Here is a 19058-nt window from a genome sequence, read left to right as displayed (position 1 = left end):
CAACGATGATCGCTTCCGCGACGCTACCGATGGATGATGACGGGCCCGCACACCGGTTCGCGGTGACGCCTGCGGTTGAAGCGCTTGTGCTGGGCGTCGCGATCGCGATCGCCGTGGCCAGCTATTTCGTCATTACCGGCTCCGACCAACCGCACCGACTGTTAGCCCCACCGCTCGTCGCGCTGCTGCTCGTCGCCAATCTTGTGCCGGGGATCGCCCTGCTCATGCTGCTGGGGCGGCGTGTGGCGATGCGGCGTGCAGCGCGCTCGCCGGTCGGTGGCGGGGGGCGCCTCCACGTTCGCCTCGTCGCACTGTTCTCGATCGTTGCGGCGGTGCCGATGCTGCTCGTGACGATCTTTGCGTCGCTGCTGTTCCAGTACGGCGTCCAGTTCTGGTATTCCGACCAGGCGCGCGGGATGCTTGAGAATGCGACCGGGCTTGCCCAATCGTCCTACGCACGTCAGCTCAACAGATGGCAGGAAGCCACCGTGACGATGGCGAGCGATATGTCCGCCTATCTCCGCGAACGCTCGCTGCAGAGCCCGGATTTTTCCGGCTGGTTCCTCCAACAGGTCTATTTTCGCAGCCTCTCGGAAGCTGCGTTGTTCAAGCTGTCCCCTCAGCAGGGGATCCAGACCCTCGCGATCGTCAATCCGTACGAGATCGACTTCACGCGCCGCGTGACGCCGTCCGCGATCGCCGAACTCCGGTCGGGCAAGAGCGCGGTCGTCGCCGTCACCGGCGACCGGATCCAGACCATCACGATGCTGCCGGGATCCGACGAGCTATTTTTATATGCAGGGCGCGTCGAGGATACGAAATTACTGTCCGAACAGACGGCGCGCGCGAACGAAGTCCTGACGAGTTATCGATCGCTGCTGGCAAGAGCGCGTAGCCTGCAGCTGCAGTTCAATGCGGCCCTGCTGTTGATTTCTCTGCTGATCGTGGGGATCGCGGTCTGGATCGCGCTGGCTGTCGCGGATCGCCTCGTGCGGCCGGTCGGCGAGCTGGTCGATGCGGCTCGCCGGGTTGCCGCAGGCGACCTGACCGCGCGCGTGCCGGACCCGCGCAGCCGCGATGAGGTCGGAACGCTCGCCAACGCCTTCAACCAGATGACCGGGCAGCTCGAGGAACAGAATACCGAGCTCGTCACCGCCAATGGCCAGCTCGAAAACCGGCGCGCGCTGATCGAGGCGGTAATGGCCGGCGTCTCGGCAGGCGTCGTCGCGACCGGACGCGAGCGCACGATAACGATCGCCAATGATTCCGCGGTCACGCTGCTCGGAACCGATGCTGGCGGGTTGGTCGGCCGTCGGCTTGTCGATGTCGCGCCTGAGCTCGACGCGATGCTCGATGGCGGCGACCGCGAGGCGATCGTCGAGGTGGGGCAGGGCGGCGACGTCCGCACGCTGGCGGTCCGCATCGCCCGCCCGGCGACCGGTCCGATCCTCACCTTCGACGACATCACGCAGCAACTGCTCGATCAGCGCCGCGCGGCCTGGTCCGACGTCGCACGACGGATCGCGCACGAGATCAAGAACCCGCTGACCCCGATCCAGCTCGCCGCCGAACGCCTGCAACGGCGCTACGGCGCGAAGGCCGAGATGCAGGACGGCACGTTCTCGCGGCTCACCGACACGATCATCCGCCAGGTCGGCGACCTGCGCCGCATGGTCGACGAATTCTCGTCGTTCGCACGCATGCCCAAGCCCGTCTTCCGCGAGGAGTCGCTGGTCGATGCCGCCCGCCAGGCGCTTTTCCTGCACGAGGTGGCGCACCCTTCGATCGGCTTCCACCTCGTCAACGATGATCCCGGCTTGGCGCTGGTCTGCGATCGTCGCCAGATCGGCCAAGCCCTCACGAACATCGTCAAGAATGCGGTCGAAGCCATTGAAACACGAGGCGAACCCGGTGGATCGGTGACGATGACACTCAGCCAGGAGGTCGGCCGGAGCGTGACGATCGCGGTCGCCGATACCGGCGTCGGCCTGCCCGCCGATCGCGACCGGATCATGGAGCCCTATGTCACGACCCGGGCGCGCGGCACGGGCCTCGGGCTTGCCATCGTCAAGAAGATCATTGAGGAGCATTGCGGTACGATCGGGTTCTCCGACCGGCCGGGTGGCGGCACGATCGTCACGATGATCTTTGATACCAGGGCTCTGGCATCACTGGACCAGGGGGGCCTGAACCAAGTGGGCCTCGACGCAAGAGGGCCGCTACCCGAGGGGGCAGGGGATGGCCAACTCGCCACCATGACTCGTAACCGGACATGATTTGATGGCGCTCGATATTCTCGTCGTGGACGACGAACGTGACATTCGCGAACTGGTCGCCGGCGTCCTCGAAGACGAAGGCTATGACACGCGCGATGCCGGCGACAGCGATTCCGCGCTGGAGGCGATCGCCGCACGGCGTCCGTCGCTGGTGCTGCTCGACGTCTGGCTGCAAGGCTCGCGGCTCGACGGGCTCGAACTGCTCGACGAGATCAAGCGTCGCGACCCGTCGATCCCCGTGCTCGTCATCTCGGGCCACGGCAATTTGGATACCGCGGTCGCCGCGATCCGGCGTGGCGCGTCCGACTTCATCGAAAAGCCGTTCGAGGCGGAGCGTCTGCTGCTCATGGTGGCGCGTGCGACCGAGACCGAACGGCTGCGGCGCGAAGTCGCGACCCTGCGCGCGACGGTCGGCCGCGAGACCGATCTCACCGGCAGTTCTGGCGCAATCAACGGCGTTCGCGCGACGTTGAAGCGGGTCGCGGCAACCGGTAGCCGCGTGCTCGTGATGGGCGGCGCAGGCGTCGGCAAGGAAGTCGCCGCGCGGCTGCTGCATGGCTGGAGCCAGCGCACCGATGCCCCGTTCATCGTCGTCAGCGCCGCAAGAATGACGCCCGAGCGGGTCGACGAGGAACTGTTCGGGGTCGAGGAGGCGGGCGATCTCGTCCGTCCCGGCCTGTTTGAGCAGGCACATGGCGGCACGTTGTTCCTCGACGAGATCGCCGATATGCCGATCACGACGCAGGCGCGGATCCTGCGCGCGCTGACCGACCAGAGTTTCACGCGGGTTGGTGGCACGCGGGTCGTGAAGGTCGACGTTCGCGTTGTCTCGGCGACGGCGCGCGACCTCGTATTCGAGATCGCCGAGGGGCGCTTTCGCGAAGATCTCTACTACCGTCTCAACGTCGTCCCCGTGACGATTCCGCCGCTGTCCGATCGCCGCGAGGATATCCCGGCGCTGGTCCAGCATTTCATCGCGCATTATGCGTCCGAACGCCGTGTGCCGACGCCCGAGATCGCCCCCGATGCGATGGTCGCGCTGCAATCCTATGACTGGCCCGGTAACGTCCGCCAGCTGCGCAACGTCGTCGAGCGGACGATCATTCTTGCGCCGGGGGATCGCATCGGCCGGATCGATATCGACCTGTTGCCCGCCGAAGTGCTCGGCGATCAGGGCGAGATGGGGGCGGCAGGTGGCACCGCGATCATGGGATCGCCCTTGCGGGAGGCGCGCGAGACGTTCGAGCGCGAATATCTACGCGTCCAGATCCGACGCTTCTCGGGCAACATCTCGCGGACGGCGAGCTTCATCGGAATGGAACGCTCGGCCTTGCACCGGAAACTCAAGCTGCTCGGAATCACCGAAACACGCGACGAATAGCACGCCGCAATTTCGCCGCCCTCTGGAACTATGCCCGTATCGATCATAGATCATATCCTGCATCCGGTAACCGGGCGCATCTCCGACGCTGGGAAACAGCGCCTTGCGGGCAAAGTCCCGCCAAAAACAAAGGGTTATCCCATTGGCCGATAAACCAGGCTCGCTTCAGGACCTCTTCCTGAACGCACTCCGGCGCTCCAAGACGCCGGTCACGATGTTCCTCGTCAAGGGCGTGAAGCTCCAGGGCATCGTAACATGGTTCGATAATTTTTCCGTCCTGCTCCGTCGCGATGGCCAGTCGCAGCTGATCTATAAGCATGCGATCTCGACGATCATGCCCGCCGGACCGATGGACGTGTCGGCGATCGTCGACGCGGTCGGAGAGAACCAGAAGAAGCACCCGCTGTTGCAGGATATTTTCCTCAACGCGGTGCGGAAATCCGAAGACAGCGTGACGATGTTCCTGATCAACGGCGTCATGCTGCAGGGCCAGATCGCAGGCTTCGACCTGTTCTGCATGCTGCTCCAGCGCGAGGGCATGGCGCAGCTCGTCTACAAGCATGCGGTCTCGACGATCCAGCCGGCGCGCCCGCTGAACCTCGCCGAGGAACCCACCGATACGGATGATGCGGATGACGCAGATGATGCGGACCACGTCGATTGAGTAGCGGTTTCGAACGCGACCGGGACGAGTTCGCACGCGGTGCGCGTGCGATCGTCGTCCTTCCCGACCAGGGCGATGCTTCGCGCGACGTCGACGCACGTCTCGAGGAAACCGCGGGCCTTGCGGCCGCGATCGGTGTCGAGGTCGTCGAACGGATCGCCTACCGTGTCCGCCAGCCCAAGCCGGCCACACTCATCGGTAGCGGCCAGGTGGAGATGCTCGCGGCGCAGGTTCGGATGGAAGACGCAGGTCTCGTCGTGTTCGACGCGATCCTCAGCCCGGTCCAGCAGCGCAATCTCGAAAAGGCGCTCGAAACCAAGGTCATCGATCGCACCGGCCTGATCCTCGAGATCTTCGGCGAGCGCGCGGCGACCGCCGAGGGGCGCTTGCAGGTCGAGCTGGCACATCTCGATTATCAGGCCGGCCGGCTGGTCCGCAGCTGGACCCATCTCGAACGCCAGCGCGGCGGCTTCGGCTTCCTCGGCGGTCCGGGCGAGACCCAGATCGAGGCGGATCGCCGCCTGATCCGCGACCGGATGGCCAGGCTGAAGCGCGAGCTCGAGCAGGTCAGCCGCACGCGGGGGCTTCACCGCGAGCGGCGCCAGCGCGCGCCATGGCCGGTAATCGCGCTGGTCGGCTACACCAATGCCGGCAAGTCGACGCTGTTCAATCGGCTCACGGGCGCCGACGTGATGGCGGAGGACCTGCTGTTCGCGACGCTCGATCCGACGTTGCGGCAGATCCAGCTACCCGGCATCGACAAGGCGATCCTGTCCGACACGGTGGGGTTTGTCTCGGACCTGCCGACGCAGCTGGTTGCTGCGTTCAAGGCGACGCTCGAGGAGGTCGTGTCCGCCGATCTGCTCGTCCACATCCGTGATATCGCGCATCCCGATACCGAGGCGCAGCGGACCGACGTCGAGACCGTGCTGGCCGAGATCGGCGTGGATGAGAACACGCCGCGGTTCGAGGTCTGGAACAAGCTCGATCTGCTCGATGCCGATACGCATGACGAGATTGCCGCGCAGGCCGCGCACCGGGACGACGTCGTCGCCATCTCGGCGTTGAGTGGGGAAGGGGTGGATGAGTTGATCCACCAGGTTGCCGCCAAGTTGACCGGCGCGCATCGTCGCTACAGCATCACGCTCGACGCGACCGATGGCGCCGGGGCGGCGTGGCTGCATGCGCACGGCGAGGTGCTCGGCAGCTTGGACGACGAACTCGAGACCACGTACGACGTGCGCTTGTCGGAAACCGATTACGACCGGTTCATCCGTCGCGACGCTTGACCGCCTGCCACAGGGCTTCCTTCTGATCGAGTGTCATGGCGGCGAATGCGTCACCGCCATCGGCCTCGATCGCCCGAAAGCGCGCCTCGAATTTGGCATTGCCAGCGCGCAAGGCGGCCTCGGGATCGATGCCGAGATGGCGCGCCCAGTTCGTTACTGCGAACAGCAGGTCGCCGACTTCTTCTGCTACCGTATCCGAGCTGGCTTCGCGAATCTCCTCGATTTCCTCGAAAACCTTCGCGAGCGGACCTTCGACATCGGGCCAGTCGAACCCGGTACGCGCGGCGCGCTTTTGCAGCTTCTCGGCACGGGATAAGGCGGGCAGGCCGATCGCAACGCCGGCAAGCGCACTCGGATCGGATTTCTCCGCGCGCTCGGCGGCCTTGATCGTTTCCCAGCCCGGCGAGGCACCGGCATCGCCGAAGATGTGCGGGTGTCGGCGTTCCATCTTGTCGCTGATCGCGGCGACGACATCGGCAAGGGTGAATGCGCCAGCCTCTTCGGCGATCCGGCTGTGGAACACGACCTGGAGCAGCAGGTCGCCAAGCTCGTCCTTGAGATCGGCGGGATCGTCGCGCGCGATCGCGTCGGCAACCTCATACGCCTCCTCGATCGTGTACGGCGCGATCGTCGACCAGGTCTGGACGCGATCCCATTCGCATCCGTCGATCGGATCGCGCAACCGCGCCATGATGGCAGTGAGCCGTTCGATCATTGAGCGTTCTCGATAAAAAGCAGCCCTTCGCATATCGCGGAATGAACCGACTTGTGCAAATCGATATATCGACTATGCTGGATATGTGGATAGTGTGGGTGCGATCGCAGTTCTGGGAGCGCTGGGGCAGGGGACGCGCCTCGACGTGTTCCGTCTTCTGGTACGGCACGAGCCGGACGGCATGGCGGCGGGCGAAATCGCGCGCACGCTCGACGTGCCGCAGAATACGATGTCGGCGCATCTGGCTGTTCTCGCGCGTGCCGGGGTCGTACGATCCGAACGTCACAGTCGATCGATCGTCTATCGCGCCGAGCTCGACGGTCTGCGGGCGCTCATGCTGTTCCTGGTCAAGGACTGCTGCGCCGGCTCGCCCGACCTCTGCGCGTCACTTTTGACCGACCTTACCCCCTGCTGCTGAAAGCCTCACCCCCCTGCTGCTGAAAGGACGCGCCATGGCCGTCGATATCGTGATCTATCACAACCCCGAATGTGGCACGTCGCGCAACACACTGGCGATGATACGCAATGCCGGCATCGAGCCGCATGTGGTTGAATACCTGAAGACGCCGCCCTCGCGCGCCTTGCTGGTCGAACTGATCGATCGCGCCGAGATCACGCCTCGCGATCTGCTGCGTGAAAAGGGCACGCCCTATGTGGAATTGGGCCTGGGCGACACGTCGCTGTCCGACGACGCGCTGGTGGACGCGATGATGGCGCATCCGGTCCTCATCAACCGACCGCTAGTCGTCTCGCCGCTCGGCGTGAAGCTGTGTCGACCGTCCGAAGAGGTCCTCGATCTGCTGCCCGCGCCGCAACAGCGCGCGTTTGCCAAGGAGGACGGCGAACGGGTCGTGGACGCCCAAGGCGAGCGCATCCCAGGTCAGCGCATCGCCTGATGCTGCTCGCGCTCGCTATCTTCATCGTCACGATCACGCTCGTCATCTGGCAGCCCAAGGGCCTCGGAATCGGATGGAGCGCGATGGGCGGTGCGGCCGTAGCGCTGCTCGTCGGGGTCGTCTCGCTCTCCGACGTGCCGGTGGTGTGGGGGATCGTCTGGAACGCGACCGCGACGTTCGTCGCGATCATCATCGTCAGCCTGTTGCTCGATGAAGCCGGGTTCTTCGAATGGGCGGCGCTCCACGTCGCGCGCTGGGGCGGGGGGCATGGGCGCCGGCTGTTCGTACTGATCGTGCTGCTCGGCGCGGCGGTGTCGGCGCTGTTCGCCAATGATGGCGCGGCGCTGATCCTGACGCCGATCGTCATCGCGATGCTGCGTGCGCTGGGATACAAGGACAAGGCGACGCTGGCGTTCGTGATGGCGGCGGGGTTCATCGCCGATACCGCCAGCCTGCCGCTGATCGTCTCCAACCTCGTCAACATCGTGTCGGCCGACTTCTTCCGGATCGGCTTCGCCGAGTATGCCTCGGTGATGGTGCCGGTCGATCTGGCGTCGATCGCCGCGACACTGCTCGCGCTGCTGCTGTTCTTCCGGCGCGACATACCGGCAAGTTACGATGTGGCGCAGCCCCGCGCGCCTGCGCAGGCGATCCGCGACCATGCCACGTTCAAGGCGGGCTGGGTCGTTCTCGCCCTGCTGCTCGCCGGCTTCTTCGTGCTCGAACCTATCGGCGTGCCGGTCAGCGCCGTGGCCGCTGCGGGTGCGGGTCTGTTGTTCGCGATTGCGGCGCGCGGCAACGTGATCAAGACCCGCACGGTGCTGGCCGGCGCGCCGTGGCAAGTCGTTATCTTTTCGCTAGGGATGTATCTGGTCGTTTACGGTCTGCGGAATGCGGGTCTGACCGACCTGCTTGCGGGCCTGCTCGATCTTACTGCGCAGGGTGGCGTATGGGGTGCCGTGTTCGGATCCGGCATTATTGCTGCGCTGCTATCGTCCGTGATGAACAACATGCCAACGGTCCTGGTCGGCGCGCTGTCTATCGATGCGACCCACACCACGGGGGCGGTCAAGGAGGCGATGATCTACGCCAACGTGATCGGCTGCGACCTTGGTCCCAAGATCACCCCGATCGGCTCGCTGGCGACGCTGCTGTGGCTTCACGTTCTTGGCCAGAAAGGTATCCGCATCGGCTGGGGTTACTACTTCAAGGTTGGTGCGACGCTGACGATTCCCGTGCTGTTTGTGACGCTCGCGGCGCTCGCACTGCGGATCAGCTTGGGCTGACTTTGCCACTTACCCGATCACGATGGAGTCTCGTCCAATGCCCCTCCGCACGCTTCCTGAGCCCGATTACCTGCCGGCGCTCGATCGGCGTTACGCCGGCAACCGGCCTGCCATCGAATTGGGCCCTTGTGATCCACCGCCGCGTATCCTGTTGCTCTACGGATCGCTGCGTGAGCGATCCTTTTCGCGATTGTGCGTCGAGGAAGCCGCCCGCCTGCTGCAATTCTTCGGATGCGAGACGCGCATTTTCGATCCGTCCACCTTGCCACTGCCTGATCAGGTGATCGGAGACGATCACCCCGCGGTTCACGAACTGCGCGAATTGTCGCTATGGTCGGAAGGGCAGGTGTGGTGCAGTCCCGAACGGCACGGGCAGATTACCGGCATCATGAAGCTGCAGGTCGATCACCTGCCTCTGGCGATAGGCGGAATGCGCCCGACGCAGGGCCGCACGCTTGCGGTGATGCAGGTGTCGGCCGGGTAACAGTCGTTCAATAGCGTCAATACACTGCGCCTCCTGGGCCGCTGGATGCGCATGGTGACCATTCCCAACCAGTCGAGCGTCGCCAAGGCGTTCGAAGAGTTTGACGACGCGGGCAGGATGCGGCCGTCCAGCTATTACGATCGGATCGTAGACGTTATGGAAGAACTGGTGCGCTTTACGGTCTTGCTGCGTCCCCACGCGGCCCGGATGGTAGACCGCTACTCCGAACGAAGGGAGGCTGACTTACCGATCGCGACGTCGATCGATCTCTCGGGTGTTGCAACCGCGCCAGATAGCAGGAGCCAGACTGCCGGCCGCTAAGCGACGTATCATCAAGATCGATAATATACATTATGTTAAATAAGCCGTTATTTTGTGCGGGCGTGGTCGGCTCCAAGCGAGCGATGTTCGCTACTTTCCGCCTACCACCCAGCGTACGGGTCCGAAAGAAATCCAAGGCAATGCAGATGGCTGTCATCGCAGCGACGTGCGTGGCATGGTTTGCGGATGCACGACTGCGCCCTTCTTAGCGTCACTGGCCTGGCAAAGTCGGTTCCCGGCGGTAGAGAACTCTTCCGGGGCCTCGACCTGACGGCGAAGCCTGGACAACTCATCGCCATCGTCGGTGAGAGCGGCGTCGGCAAGTCGACGTTGCTTAATATTCTAGCCGGCCTTGACGAACCCGACTCAGGCCGCGTCGCAATCGAAGACATCGATCTTCATGCGCTCGACGAGGCTGCGCTGACCAGGATCCGCGCGACCCGCATCGGGTTCGTCTTTCAGGCATTTCACGTTTTACCCTATCTTACGTTGCGCCAGAACGTCGCTCTGCCGCTCGCGCTGGTCTCGGCGGACCGGCAGACGATCGACGCTCGGGCAGACGCTATGCTCGATCGGGTCGGCTTGGGAGCGCGCGGCGATGGGTATGCGCGCGATCTGTCGGGCGGAGAGCTGCAACGCATCGCGATCGCCCGTGCGTTCGTCCATCGCCCGGCAATCATCCTCGCCGACGAACCCACGGGCAATCTCGATCCGGAGACTGCGGCGAAGATACTCGATCTGTTTTCGAAAGCGGTCCGTGAGGACGGCGTCGCTGCGATTATCGTCACGCATTCCCAGGCAGCCGCCGGAATCGCCGACGTCGTCCTGACGCTCACCGCGACCGGTCTGGAACGCCGCGCGTGAGCCTGGTGTCGGCGCGGCTTGCGCTGGGCTGGCTGATCGGCGGGGAATGGCGCGCGCACCCTGCCCGACTTGCCCTCACGGCGATCGCGATCGCGATCGGCGTCGCGCTTGGGTTCGCCGTCCACTTGGTCAACGGATCGGCGCTGTCGTCGTTCGAAGGCGCGCTGCGGACCGTCAACGGCAGCGCGGACGTCCAGGTCAACGCGACCACACCGCTGGGCTTCGACGAGGCGCTGTACGCCAGCGTCTCGACAGCGTCCGGCGTCGCCGACGCAAGTCCGGTCGTCGTGCTACGCGCCACGGTCGGCAAGACGCGATTCACGTTGCTGGGTCTCGACGTTATTCGCGCGGCACAGGTTACGCCCTCGCTGGTCGGCATCGCCCCCGCCGGGATCGACCGTCGGACCGATGCCGCATTCGACGACCAGGCGCTGTTCCTGTCGTCGGCGGCAATGCGCGCGATCGGCACCAAGCCTGGCGACAGGCTGACCGTCGCCGCGAACGGTCGGGCCACGCCATTGCGAGTCGCCGGTGCCCTACCGGGCGTCGCGGAAGGCCAGGCGATCGGCGTCGTCGACATCGCCACCGCGCAGTGGCGGTTCGGCAGGCTGGGCCGGCTCGACCGGATCGACGTCAAGCAGGTCGAGGGGGCGTCGACAGCCGCGCTCGCCACGATCCTGCCGCGCGACGCTACCATCGGGACCAGCGCCAGCGACGCCTCGCGCAGCGCCGCGCTGTCGCGTGCCTATCGCGTTAACCTCGACATGCTCGCGCTCGTCGCGTTGCTGACCGGCGGCTTTCTGGTGTTCTCGGCGCAGTCGCTGTCGGTCGCGCGCCGCCTGCGGGCCTTCGCGCTGATCCGCACGCTCGGCCTGCCGCGTAACGGGATCGTCGCCACCGTCGCACTCGAAGGTCTCGCGATCGGCGTGATCGGGGCAAGCCTCGGACTGCTGCTCGGTTATGCGCTCGCCTATGCCGCGCTGACCCGGTTTGGTGGCGATCTCGGCGCAGGCTATTTCGCCGATGGCAGCGTCAGGCTGACCTTCGCCCCAGCCGCCGCAGTCGGCTTCTTCTCGCTCGGCCTGCTCGCGGCGGTCGCGGGCAGCGTGCTCCCGGCGCGCATCGCCGCCCGCGCCGCGCCTGCTGCGGCGCTGCGCAATGCGGGCGAAGTGATCGACCCGCGCACGCCGGTCCCCTGGATCCCTGCCGCGGTCCTGATCGCGGTCGGCGGCGTCGCGGCGCTGCTTCCGGCGATCGGCGGACTGCCATTGTTCGGGTTTGCGAGCATGGCGCTGATCCTTGCAGGCGGCATCGCCGGCATGCCCTGGCTCGCACGGACGTTGCTGAGCCCCCTCGCCCGCCGCCCTGACCGCAACGTCGCGACAGGCCTCGCGATCCGTCATCTTCACGGCGCGCCCGGCCAGGCCGCCACCGCGCTGTGCGGGATCGTCGCCAGTACCGCGCTGATGATCGCGATGGCGGTAATGGTCACCAGCTTCCGCGGCGCGGTCGACGAATGGCTCGGCCAGATCCTGTCGGACGACCTGTATCTGCGGGTCGAGGGTGGCACCGGCTACGATCCCGCCGCGCAGGCGGTCCTCCGCGCGACGCCCGGCGTGGCCCGCATCGCGTTCAGCCGTCAGGTGCCGCTTACGCTTCGCGCCGATCGTCCGCCCGTGACGCTGATCGCCCGTCCCGTCGCTGACGGCGAGGATCCGACACTGGTATTGCTCGACAAGGCCGAGCGCCTCCCCGCCGGCACGACACCGATCTGGCTCTCCGAACCTGCCGCCCGGCTTTATGGCTGGAAGGTCGGCGCATCCGTCACGCTGCCGCTCGCCGGTCGCTATGCGGTCGCCGGCATCTGGCGCGACTATGCCCGACAGCAGGGAGCGATCGTCATCCGCGACACCGACTATGCGAAGGCAACGGGTGACCTTACCCGCACCGAGGCGGCAATCACGCTTCGTCCCGGCGCCAATTCCCGTGAAGTCCAACGCGCGCTCGCCGCCCGCTCCCCCCGCACGCTCGCCAGCCTGATCTCGATCGCCCAGCCGGCGACATTGCGCCGCTACGCGCTCGAGCTGTTCGACCGCAGCTTCGCCGTCACCTATCTGCTCGAGGCGGTTGCGATCCTCGTCGGGCTGGCCGGCGTCGCCGCGACGATGTCCGCGCAGACCATCGCCCGCACGCGCGAGTTCGGCATGCTCCGCCACATCGGCGTCTCGAAACGCCAGATCATCGCGATGCTGGCAAGCGAAGGCGCGCTGCTCGGGCTGGTCGGCGGGATCGCCGGCATAGCGCTCGGCGGCATCATGGCGCAGGTTCTCGTCCATGTGATCAATCCGCAGTCGTTCAACTGGACGATGGCGACGCGGGTGCCCTGGGGCATCGTCGCCAGCGTCGCAGGCGCACTGGTCATTGCCGCCGCCGGCACCGCCACGCTCGCCGGACGCCGCGCGATTGCCGCCGACGCGGTCCGCATGGTCAGGGAAGATTGGTGATGCGGCGCTTGGTCAAATCCGTTCTCACCGTCGCCGCGCTCGCGCTGACCGCGGCGATGCCTGCCGCGACCGACTATCCCGTCGTCCGCCCCGGCGCGCGCTTCGTCTTCCCGCGCGAGCACGGCGCCCACCCCGCATTCCGTACCGAATGGTGGTACGTCACCGGCCTGCTGAAAACGCGAGACGGCCGTGATCTCGGCTTCCAGATCACCTTCTTCCGCACCACACCCAAAACCGACTCCGCCAACCCGAGCCGGTTCGCGCCGAAGCAGATCCTGTTCGCCCACGCAGCCCTATCGGACCCGAGCATCGGCCACCTGCTCCACGGCGAACGCGCCGCGCGCGCCGGCTTCGGTCTCGCCCAGGCGCGGATCGGCGACACCGACGTGACCTTGCGCGACTGGCGGATCCACCGCCTCCCCGACGGTCGCTTCGTCACCAATGTCGCTACCCGCGACTTTTCACTCGCGCTGACGCTCACTCCACGCCAGCCCCCGCTGCTCGAAGGTAAGGACGGCTACAGCCAGAAGGGCCCCCGCCCCGAGCAGGCGAGCTATTACTACTCGGTCCCGCACCTCGCCGTCACCGGAAGCCTCACGCGCGACAGGAAGGCGCAGCCGGTCACCGGCCAGGCATGGCTCGATCGCGAATGGTCGTCGGATTATCTCGGCGGCGGTGCGGTCGGCTGGGACTGGACGGGGCTGAACCTCGACGATGGCGGCGCGCTGATGGCGTTTCGGATCCGAGGGGCTGGCGGCAAACAGGTCTGGGCTGGCGGCTCGCTCCGGCGCGCAGACGGGGGCGTCGTCCGGTTTGCGCCCGGCGACGTCCGCTTCGATCCGCTCAGGCAATGGCGCTCGCCGCGCACCGGCGCACTCTACCCCGTTACGCAACGGCTCAGCATCCGCCTGCCAGAAGGTGTCCGCCGGTTCGACCTGACCCCGCTGTTCGCCGATCAGGAACTCGACGCGCGCCGCAGCGGCATGCCGGTCTATTGGGAGGGCGCGGTCCGCACCGCCGGCGGCAGCGGCTATCTCGAGCTGACCGGTTATGCGGATCCGCTCAGGATGTGATCGCCGCGCGGCTCGGTCAGGAAAAGCGCGAACGCCGCCACCGCCAGCACGCTGCCAACCGCCATCGTCGCGGTCCAGCCGCCATGATACAAGCTGAACGACGCCAGCATCGATCCCGCCGCCCCGCCGAGGAACACGACGGTCATGTAGATCGCATTGATCCGCCCGCGCGCCTCGGGCGCGATCGAGTAGATCACGCGCTGGCCGAGCACCTGGTTCAACTGCGTCGCGGCATCGAGCAGCACCGCCGCGAGCGCCAGCACGATCAGCATGTGCGCCGCACCCGCCCAGCCCGCGACCAGGCAGGCGACGATCGCACTCCCCAGCGCGATCCCGGTCCCCATCCGGATATAGCCGCGGTCCCCCAACCGGCCGGCGATCGGCGCGGTCAGCGCACCGCCCGCTCCCGCCAGCGCGAACAGAGCGATACCGACTTGTCCCAGACCGAACTGGCGCGCCAGGACCAGCGGCACCGCGGTCCAGAACAGGTTAAAGATCGCGAACATCGTAGCCTGATACGCCGTCCGCCGCCGGATCGCGGGCGTCCGCGCGAGCAGGCGGAAGCTCGACGCGAGGATCTGGCCGTAGCCGAGACCCGGGCTCGGTCGTCGCTCGGGCAGCATCTTGGCCAGCAACAGCGCGAGGGCGACCATCGCCACCGCCGACACGGCAAAGATCGCGCGCCATCCGGCGACCGACGCGAGTCCGCTCGCCAGCGGCCGTGCCAGCATGATCCCGGTGATCAACCCCGCCATGATGTTGCCGATCACCTGACCGCGCTTGGCATCTGGCGCCAGATGCGCGGAGAGCGGCACCATGATCTGCGCACCGACCGAACAGAATCCAGTCACGAATGAGAATAGCAGGAAACTCATCGCGCCGGTCGAGAACACCACGCCGATCAGGCCGACCGTCGTCCCGGCGACCATCATAAGGATCAGCCGGCGATTCTCGACCAGGTCGGCGAGCGACACGATCAGCAGCAGACCCGCGCCATAGCCGAGCTGGGTCAGCGTCACGATCAGCCCTGCGGTGCTGCCGTGAAGCCCTAGCGCCGGCGCGATCTCGCCGATCAGCGCCTGTGCGTAATAGAGGTTGGCCACCATCATCCCGCACGCGACCGCGAACACGGTGGTCAAAGCGGGCGTCATTCCGGAGGAAGTCTCGGGCGTCTTGCTGTCGGTATCCGTCATTGCGGTCGCGTTTACGGAAATGCCGTCGCCCGCGCCAGCTTAGCATCTGGAAACCTGTCGCGACCCTCGCTAGGCCGATCCGCATGGACACCGATATCGCCATCGCCCGCAGCGTCGCGCTGCGCCCCATCGCCACCATCGCGGACGGCCTCGGCATCCCCGACGCGGCGATCGAGCCTTACGGCCGCTTCAAGGCAAAGATCGCGCTCGACTGGCTCGAAACGCGTAAATCGGGCGCCAAGGGCCGGCTGATCCTCGTCACGGCGATCAACCCGACTCCGGCTGGCGAAGGCAAGACCACCACCTCGATCGGCCTAGCCGATGCACTGCGCCACACCGGGCGTAAGGCGGTGCTGGCGTTACGTGAACCCTCGCTCGGGCCGTGTTTCGGTACGAAGGGCGGCGCGACCGGCGGCGGGCGCGCGCAGGTCGCGCCGATGGAGGACATCAACCTCCACTTCACCGGCGATTTTCACGCAATTACCGCGGCGCACAACCTGCTCGCGGCGATGATCGACAACCACATCCACTGGGGCAATGCGCTCCAGATCGACGTCCGCCGCGTGGTCTGGCGCCGCGTGCTCGACATGAACGACCGCGCGCTGCGCGACATCGTCCAGTCGATCGGCGGCGTCGCCAACGGATATCCACGCGAATCGGGGTTCGACATCACCGTCGCCTCCGAAGTGATGGCGATCCTCTGCCTCGCCGACGACCTCGCCGACATGGAACGCCGGCTCGGCGATATCGTCGTCGCCTATACCCGCGACCGCAAGCCGATCACCGCGCGCGACCTGAAGGCTGACGGCGCGATGGCGGTGCTGCTGGCCGAGGCGATCAAGCCCAACCTCGTCCAGTCGCTCGAAGGCACGCCCGCGTTCCTCCACGGCGGCCCGTTCGCCAACATCGCGCATGGCTGCAACTCGGTGATCGCCACGCGCGCCGCCTTGTCGTTGGGCGATTACGTCGTCACCGAAGCGGGCTTCGGCGCGGACTTGGGCGCGGAGAAGTTCTTCGACATCAAATGCCGCCAAGCGGGCCTCGCTCCCGATGCGGTCGTGATCGTCGCGACGGCGCGTGCGCTGAAGATGAACGGCGGCGTTGCGAAGGCCGACCTCGCGCACGAGAACGTCGACGCGGTCCGCAAGGGTGCGGTCAACCTCGTCCGCCATATCGAAAACATCCGCCAGTTCGGCGTCCCCGCGATCGTCGCGATCAACCATTTCTACACCGACAGCGATGCCGAGATCGCGGCGATCGTCGAGGCGGCAGCGCAACACGGCTCGCGCGCGATCCTCTGCCGGCATTGGGCCGAGGGTGGTGCTGGCGCGGTCGAACTGGCAGACGCGGTCGCCGAAATCTGCGAGACGCATGGCGGCGGGTTCGCACCGATCTATGGCGACGAACTCTCGCTGTTCGACAAGATCGATACCGTCGCGCGGCGCATCTATCGTGCGGAGCATGCGGTCGCCGAGCCGAGCGTGCTGGCGCAACTCAAGCGCTGGGAGGATGCGGGCTACGGCCACTTGCCCGTGTGCCTTGCCAAGACCCAGTACAGCTTCTCGACCGACCCGGCGCTGCTGGGCGCCCCAACCGGACACATTGTGCCCGTCCGCGAAGTCCGCCTTGCCGCTGGTGCGGGGTTTGTCGTGGCGATCTGCGGCGAGATCATGACGATGCCGGGTTTGCCACGCGTGCCGGCGGCGGAGGCCATCCATTTGAACGAGGAAGGGCTGATCGAGGGGCTGTTCTAGAAGCAGGGTAGAAGCTCCCCCACGCTCCCGTCATCCTGACGAAAGTCAGGACCCAGAGCCGCGATGCGCGGCATCTGGTATCCTGGGTCCTGACTTTCGTCAGGATGACGGGCGGGGTGTAGATGACGGGCGGGGGCGTATCAGTCTCGCGTGAGCGCAAGCCCGTCCGCACGCGCCACCACCGACAGCCCGATATAATCGGCCACCGTAGGATGCGACGTCTTCACCCCGTGCGAATGCGTGGCGGTGATTACCAGCACATCCGCCCCCGCCGCTTCACCCGCCGCGATCCCAGCGGCGGCATCCTCGAACACGAGGCAATCGCCCGCCGCAACGCCGAGCCGTTCGGCCGCGACCAGGAAACAATCGGGTGCGGGTTTGCCGTTGGGGATGTCGTCGGCCGCAATCATCGTTGCGGGGATCGGCAGGCCGGCAGCCTTCAACCGGACCTCGGCTAATGCGCGCGGGGCCGATGTGACGATCGTCCAGCGTTCGGGTGGCAGGCTGGCCAGAAACGCAGCAGCCCCGGCGATCGGTTCGATATCGCCGACATCCTCCATCTCGGCCGCAGTAATCGCAGCGGCTTCGGCGACCGGGTCGACGCCGGGGAGGTTCAGGCGGCGGACCGTCTCGACCGACTGCACGCCGTGGATCGTCGGCACGAACGTCGCGGCATCGAGCCCGTGGACGATCGCCCATTTGGTCCAGGTGCGCTCGGCCGACGCGATCGAGGTGAGGATCGTGCCGTCCATGTCGAACAGGAACGCGGCGTAGGTGCGAGTGGGGAGAGTCATGCGGATGCTCGTTAGGGAGGTTGGCGGGTTGGGCAAGGCGGTTTGTTTCTCTGCACCACCCCGGCAAAGGCCGGGGCCCAATTGGGAGACGGTTCTGATTAAGGGCGGCACGTGGTTACCATGGACATGCCAATTGGGCCCCGGCCTTCGCCGGGGTGGTGGCAGTTCTGATAGTAGCGGCACCAAAACCCTGCCACGCAAAGAAAAGGCCGCTCCGGTTTCCCGAAGCGGCCTGTATTCTCACATCAAGCCAAAGCTTAGATGTCGTCGCCGAGTGCGCCCTTGACGCTGCCCTTGACGTTCTGCGCAGTGCCCTTGGCCTGCTGCGCTTCGCCTTCAGCTACCAGCTTCTCGTTGTCGGTCGCCTTGCCGACGGCTTCCTTGACGTTGCCTGCAACCTTGTTGCCTGCTGCTGCGACCTTGTCGGTGAACTCGCCCATCAGAGCCTCCACTTGCTTTTGCGGACCCGCCAACCGGGCCGCTTGAACTTGCAAGAGTATAACGGCCGTCTTTACCGTGGGTTCCGTGACGTTTGCGTCATGACCCCGTTTGCGATCAGGCGAATCAGATCAAGCCCGCCAATGGGCTCGACGGATCGGCATAGCGACGCTGCCCCATCCGCCCGGCACGGTAGGCGAGCCGCCCCGATTCGACCGCAGCCTTCATCGCTGCCGCCATCAACAGCGGGTCCTTCGCCTCTGCAATGGCCGTGTTCATCAGCACGCCATCGCAGCCGAGTTCCATCGCCACTGCGGCATCCGACGCGGTGCCGACGCCGGCATCGACCAGCACGGGCACCCCTGCACCCTCCACGATCAGCCGGATCGTCACGCGGTTCTGGATCCCGAGGCCAGAGCCGATCGGTGCGCCCAGCGGCATGATCGCCACCGCGCCGGCGTTCTCGAGGCGCTTGGTGGCGATCGGATCGTCGACGCAATAGACCATCGGCTTGAAGCCTTCGTTCGCCAGGATCTCGGTCGCGCGCAGCGTCTCGACCATGTCGGGGTACAGGGTCTTCGCCTCGCCGAGCACTTCGAGCTTCACCAGCTCCCAGCCACCCGCCTCGCGCGCCAGTCGCAGCGTGCGAATCGCCGATTCGGCGTCGAAGCAGCCAGCGGTGTTGGGCAGGTAGGTGATCTTCTTCGGGTCGATGAAGTCGGTCAGCATCGGCGCGTTGCGATCCGCCACGTTGACGCGGCGGACGGCGACGGTGACGATCTCCGCGCCCGACGCCTCGACCGCGGCGGCGTTCTGCGCGAAATCCTTGTACTTGCCGGTGCCGACGATCAGCCGCGACTTGAACGTCTTGCCCGCGACGGTCCAGCTGTCCTCGTGATCGCCGCCGCCGACGAAATGCACGATCTCGAGGTCGTCGCCGTCCTGGACCATCACGTCCGCCAGCGTCGACCGCGGTACGACCTCCATGTTCCGCTCGACCGCGATCTTCTCTGGCACCAGGCCGAGTTCGGTTGCGAGCGCTGCCAGCGACAGCCCAGCCGAGACGCGCTTGTGCTCGCCGTTGACGGTGATCGAGACGGTGCCGTCGGAATGGGGCATGGGTGCG

General features: G+C 66.1%; 16 protein-coding genes and 1 pseudogene. 12 read left to right on the top strand and 5 right to left on the bottom strand.

The genetic code is table 11. The features are described from left to right. Nucleotides 1-5 precede the first annotated feature (5 nt). From U1737_RS02760 to hflX, 4 genes are all read left to right on the top strand, one after another. The gene (locus U1737_RS02760; protein ID WP_332795510.1) at nucleotides 6-2276 is read left to right on the top strand and encodes a sensor histidine kinase; all 2271 of its coding nucleotides are present in this window, start codon (nucleotides 6-8) and stop codon (nucleotides 2274-2276) included. Between the two features lie 4 nt (nucleotides 2277-2280). Continuing rightward, nucleotides 2281-3657, top strand: coding sequence for a nitrogen assimilation response regulator NtrX (gene ntrX / locus U1737_RS02755; RefSeq protein WP_248520720.1), 1377 nt, complete (start codon nucleotides 2281-2283; stop codon nucleotides 3655-3657). Between the two features lie 88 nt (nucleotides 3658-3745). Continuing rightward, nucleotides 3746-4321 (top strand): RNA chaperone Hfq, encoded by a 576-nt coding sequence (gene hfq / locus U1737_RS02750; RefSeq protein ID WP_443027077.1) that lies wholly within the window; start codon nucleotides 3746-3748, stop codon nucleotides 4319-4321. Beyond that, nucleotides 4318-5610, top strand: a complete 1293-nt coding sequence (gene hflX, locus U1737_RS02745; RefSeq protein ID WP_332795508.1) for a GTPase HflX — start codon at nucleotides 4318-4320, stop codon at nucleotides 5608-5610. Before hfq ends, hflX begins: the two co-directional genes overlap by 4 nt. Here the strand turns inward: hflX and mazG are convergent. Beyond that, entirely contained in the window at nucleotides 5591-6325 is a 735-nt protein-coding gene (mazG, locus tag U1737_RS02740; RefSeq protein ID WP_332795507.1) for a nucleoside triphosphate pyrophosphohydrolase, read from the bottom strand. The two genes, hflX and mazG, sit on opposite strands and share 20 nt — an antisense overlap. 85 nt (nucleotides 6326-6410) lie before the next feature. On the opposite strand from mazG, the gene U1737_RS02735 reads away from it, so the two are divergent. From U1737_RS02735 to U1737_RS02705, 7 genes and pseudogenes are all read left to right on the top strand, one after another. Next, a complete protein-coding gene (locus tag U1737_RS02735; RefSeq protein ID WP_332795506.1) occupies nucleotides 6411-6743 on the top strand; it encodes an ArsR/SmtB family transcription factor in 333 nt (110 codons plus the stop codon). 34 nt (nucleotides 6744-6777) lie between these two features. Further along, the gene (arsC, locus tag U1737_RS02730; protein WP_332795505.1) at nucleotides 6778-7221 is read left to right on the top strand and encodes an arsenate reductase (glutaredoxin); all 444 of its coding nucleotides are present in this window, start codon (nucleotides 6778-6780) and stop codon (nucleotides 7219-7221) included. Next, nucleotides 7221-8507 carry an arsenic transporter gene (locus U1737_RS02725; RefSeq protein ID WP_332795504.1) on the top strand — a complete coding sequence of 429 codons (1287 nt, stop codon included), beginning with the start codon at nucleotides 7221-7223 and terminating at the stop codon, nucleotides 8505-8507. The genes arsC and U1737_RS02725 overlap by 1 nt, the downstream gene beginning before the upstream one ends. A gap of 37 nt (nucleotides 8508-8544) precedes the next feature. Next, nucleotides 8545-9312: pseudogene (gene arsH, locus U1737_RS02720) on the top strand (arsenical resistance protein ArsH). A 186-nt stretch (nucleotides 9313-9498) separates the two neighbouring features. Next, on the top strand, nucleotides 9499-10176 hold the full coding sequence (locus tag U1737_RS02715; RefSeq protein ID WP_332795503.1) for an ABC transporter ATP-binding protein: 678 nt from the start codon (nucleotides 9499-9501) through the stop codon (nucleotides 10174-10176). Continuing rightward, nucleotides 10173-12680: an FtsX-like permease family protein gene (locus U1737_RS02710; RefSeq protein ID WP_332795502.1), complete on the top strand. Its 2508-nt coding sequence runs from the start codon at nucleotides 10173-10175 to the stop codon at nucleotides 12678-12680. Before U1737_RS02715 ends, U1737_RS02710 begins: the two co-directional genes overlap by 4 nt. Next, nucleotides 12680-13753, top strand: coding sequence for a lipocalin-like domain-containing protein (locus U1737_RS02705; protein WP_248520729.1), 1074 nt, complete (start codon nucleotides 12680-12682; stop codon nucleotides 13751-13753). Before U1737_RS02710 ends, U1737_RS02705 begins: the two co-directional genes overlap by 1 nt. Here U1737_RS02705 and U1737_RS02700 read toward each other — a convergent pair. Next, nucleotides 13729-14946 carry an MFS transporter gene (locus U1737_RS02700; protein ID WP_332795501.1) on the bottom strand — a complete coding sequence of 406 codons (1218 nt, stop codon included), beginning with the start codon at nucleotides 14944-14946 and terminating at the stop codon, nucleotides 13729-13731. The genes U1737_RS02705 and U1737_RS02700 overlap by 25 nt on opposite strands. 83 nt (nucleotides 14947-15029) lie before the next feature. On the opposite strand from U1737_RS02700, the gene U1737_RS02695 reads away from it, so the two are divergent. Continuing rightward, complete coding sequence (locus U1737_RS02695; RefSeq protein ID WP_248520731.1) at nucleotides 15030-16700, top strand: formate--tetrahydrofolate ligase; 1671 nt, start codon at nucleotides 15030-15032, stop codon at nucleotides 16698-16700. A gap of 140 nt (nucleotides 16701-16840) precedes the next feature. Here U1737_RS02695 and U1737_RS02690 read toward each other — a convergent pair whose 3' ends face one another. From U1737_RS02690 to thiS, 3 genes are all read right to left on the bottom strand, one after another. Next, a complete protein-coding gene (locus U1737_RS02690) occupies nucleotides 16841-17494 on the bottom strand; it encodes an HAD-IA family hydrolase (RefSeq protein ID WP_248520732.1) in 654 nt (217 codons plus the stop codon). A 257-nt stretch (nucleotides 17495-17751) separates the two neighbouring features. Beyond that, nucleotides 17752-17934, bottom strand: a complete 183-nt coding sequence (locus U1737_RS02685) for a CsbD family protein (RefSeq protein WP_056050734.1) — start codon at nucleotides 17932-17934, stop codon at nucleotides 17752-17754. 124 nt (nucleotides 17935-18058) lie between these two features. Next, entirely contained in the window at nucleotides 18059-19051 is a 993-nt protein-coding gene (thiS, locus tag U1737_RS02680) for a sulfur carrier protein ThiS (RefSeq protein WP_332795500.1), read from the bottom strand. Between the last annotated feature and the right edge of the window lie 7 nt (nucleotides 19052-19058).

Source organism: Sphingomonas fucosidasi, assembly GCF_036663855.1.
In the GTDB taxonomy this organism is placed as follows: Bacteria; Pseudomonadota; Alphaproteobacteria; order Sphingomonadales; family Sphingomonadaceae; genus Sphingomonas; species Sphingomonas faeni_B.
The sequence above is the reverse complement of the archived record's forward strand: the minus strand, read 5'-3'. Positions and strand labels throughout refer to the sequence as shown.

Coding starts and splice junctions, on each gene's coding strand:
- U1737_RS02685 (WP_056050734.1), bottom strand. CDS start 17,934: ATGGGCGAGTTCACCGACAAGGTCGCAGCAGCAGGCAACAAGGTTGCA.
- thiS (WP_332795500.1), bottom strand. CDS start 19,051: ATGCCCCATTCCGACGGCACCGTCTCGATCACCGTCAACGGCGAGCAC.
- U1737_RS02690 (WP_248520732.1), bottom strand. CDS start 17,494: ATGACTCTCCCCACTCGCACCTACGCCGCGTTCCTGTTCGACATGGAC.
- U1737_RS02700 (WP_332795501.1), bottom strand. CDS start 14,946: ATGACGGATACCGACAGCAAGACGCCCGAGACTTCCTCCGGAATGACG.
- U1737_RS02705 (WP_248520729.1), top strand. CDS start 12,680: ATGCGGCGCTTGGTCAAATCCGTTCTCACCGTCGCCGCGCTCGCGCTG.
- U1737_RS02760 (WP_332795510.1), top strand. CDS start 6: ATGATCGCTTCCGCGACGCTACCGATGGATGATGACGGGCCCGCACAC.
- ntrX (WP_248520720.1), top strand. CDS start 2,281: ATGGCGCTCGATATTCTCGTCGTGGACGACGAACGTGACATTCGCGAA.
- U1737_RS02725 (WP_332795504.1), top strand. CDS start 7,221: ATGCTGCTCGCGCTCGCTATCTTCATCGTCACGATCACGCTCGTCATC.
- arsC (WP_332795505.1), top strand. CDS start 6,778: ATGGCCGTCGATATCGTGATCTATCACAACCCCGAATGTGGCACGTCG.
- mazG (WP_332795507.1), bottom strand. CDS start 6,325: ATGATCGAACGGCTCACTGCCATCATGGCGCGGTTGCGCGATCCGATC.
- U1737_RS02695 (WP_248520731.1), top strand. CDS start 15,030: ATGGACACCGATATCGCCATCGCCCGCAGCGTCGCGCTGCGCCCCATC.
- U1737_RS02715 (WP_332795503.1), top strand. CDS start 9,499: ATGCACGACTGCGCCCTTCTTAGCGTCACTGGCCTGGCAAAGTCGGTT.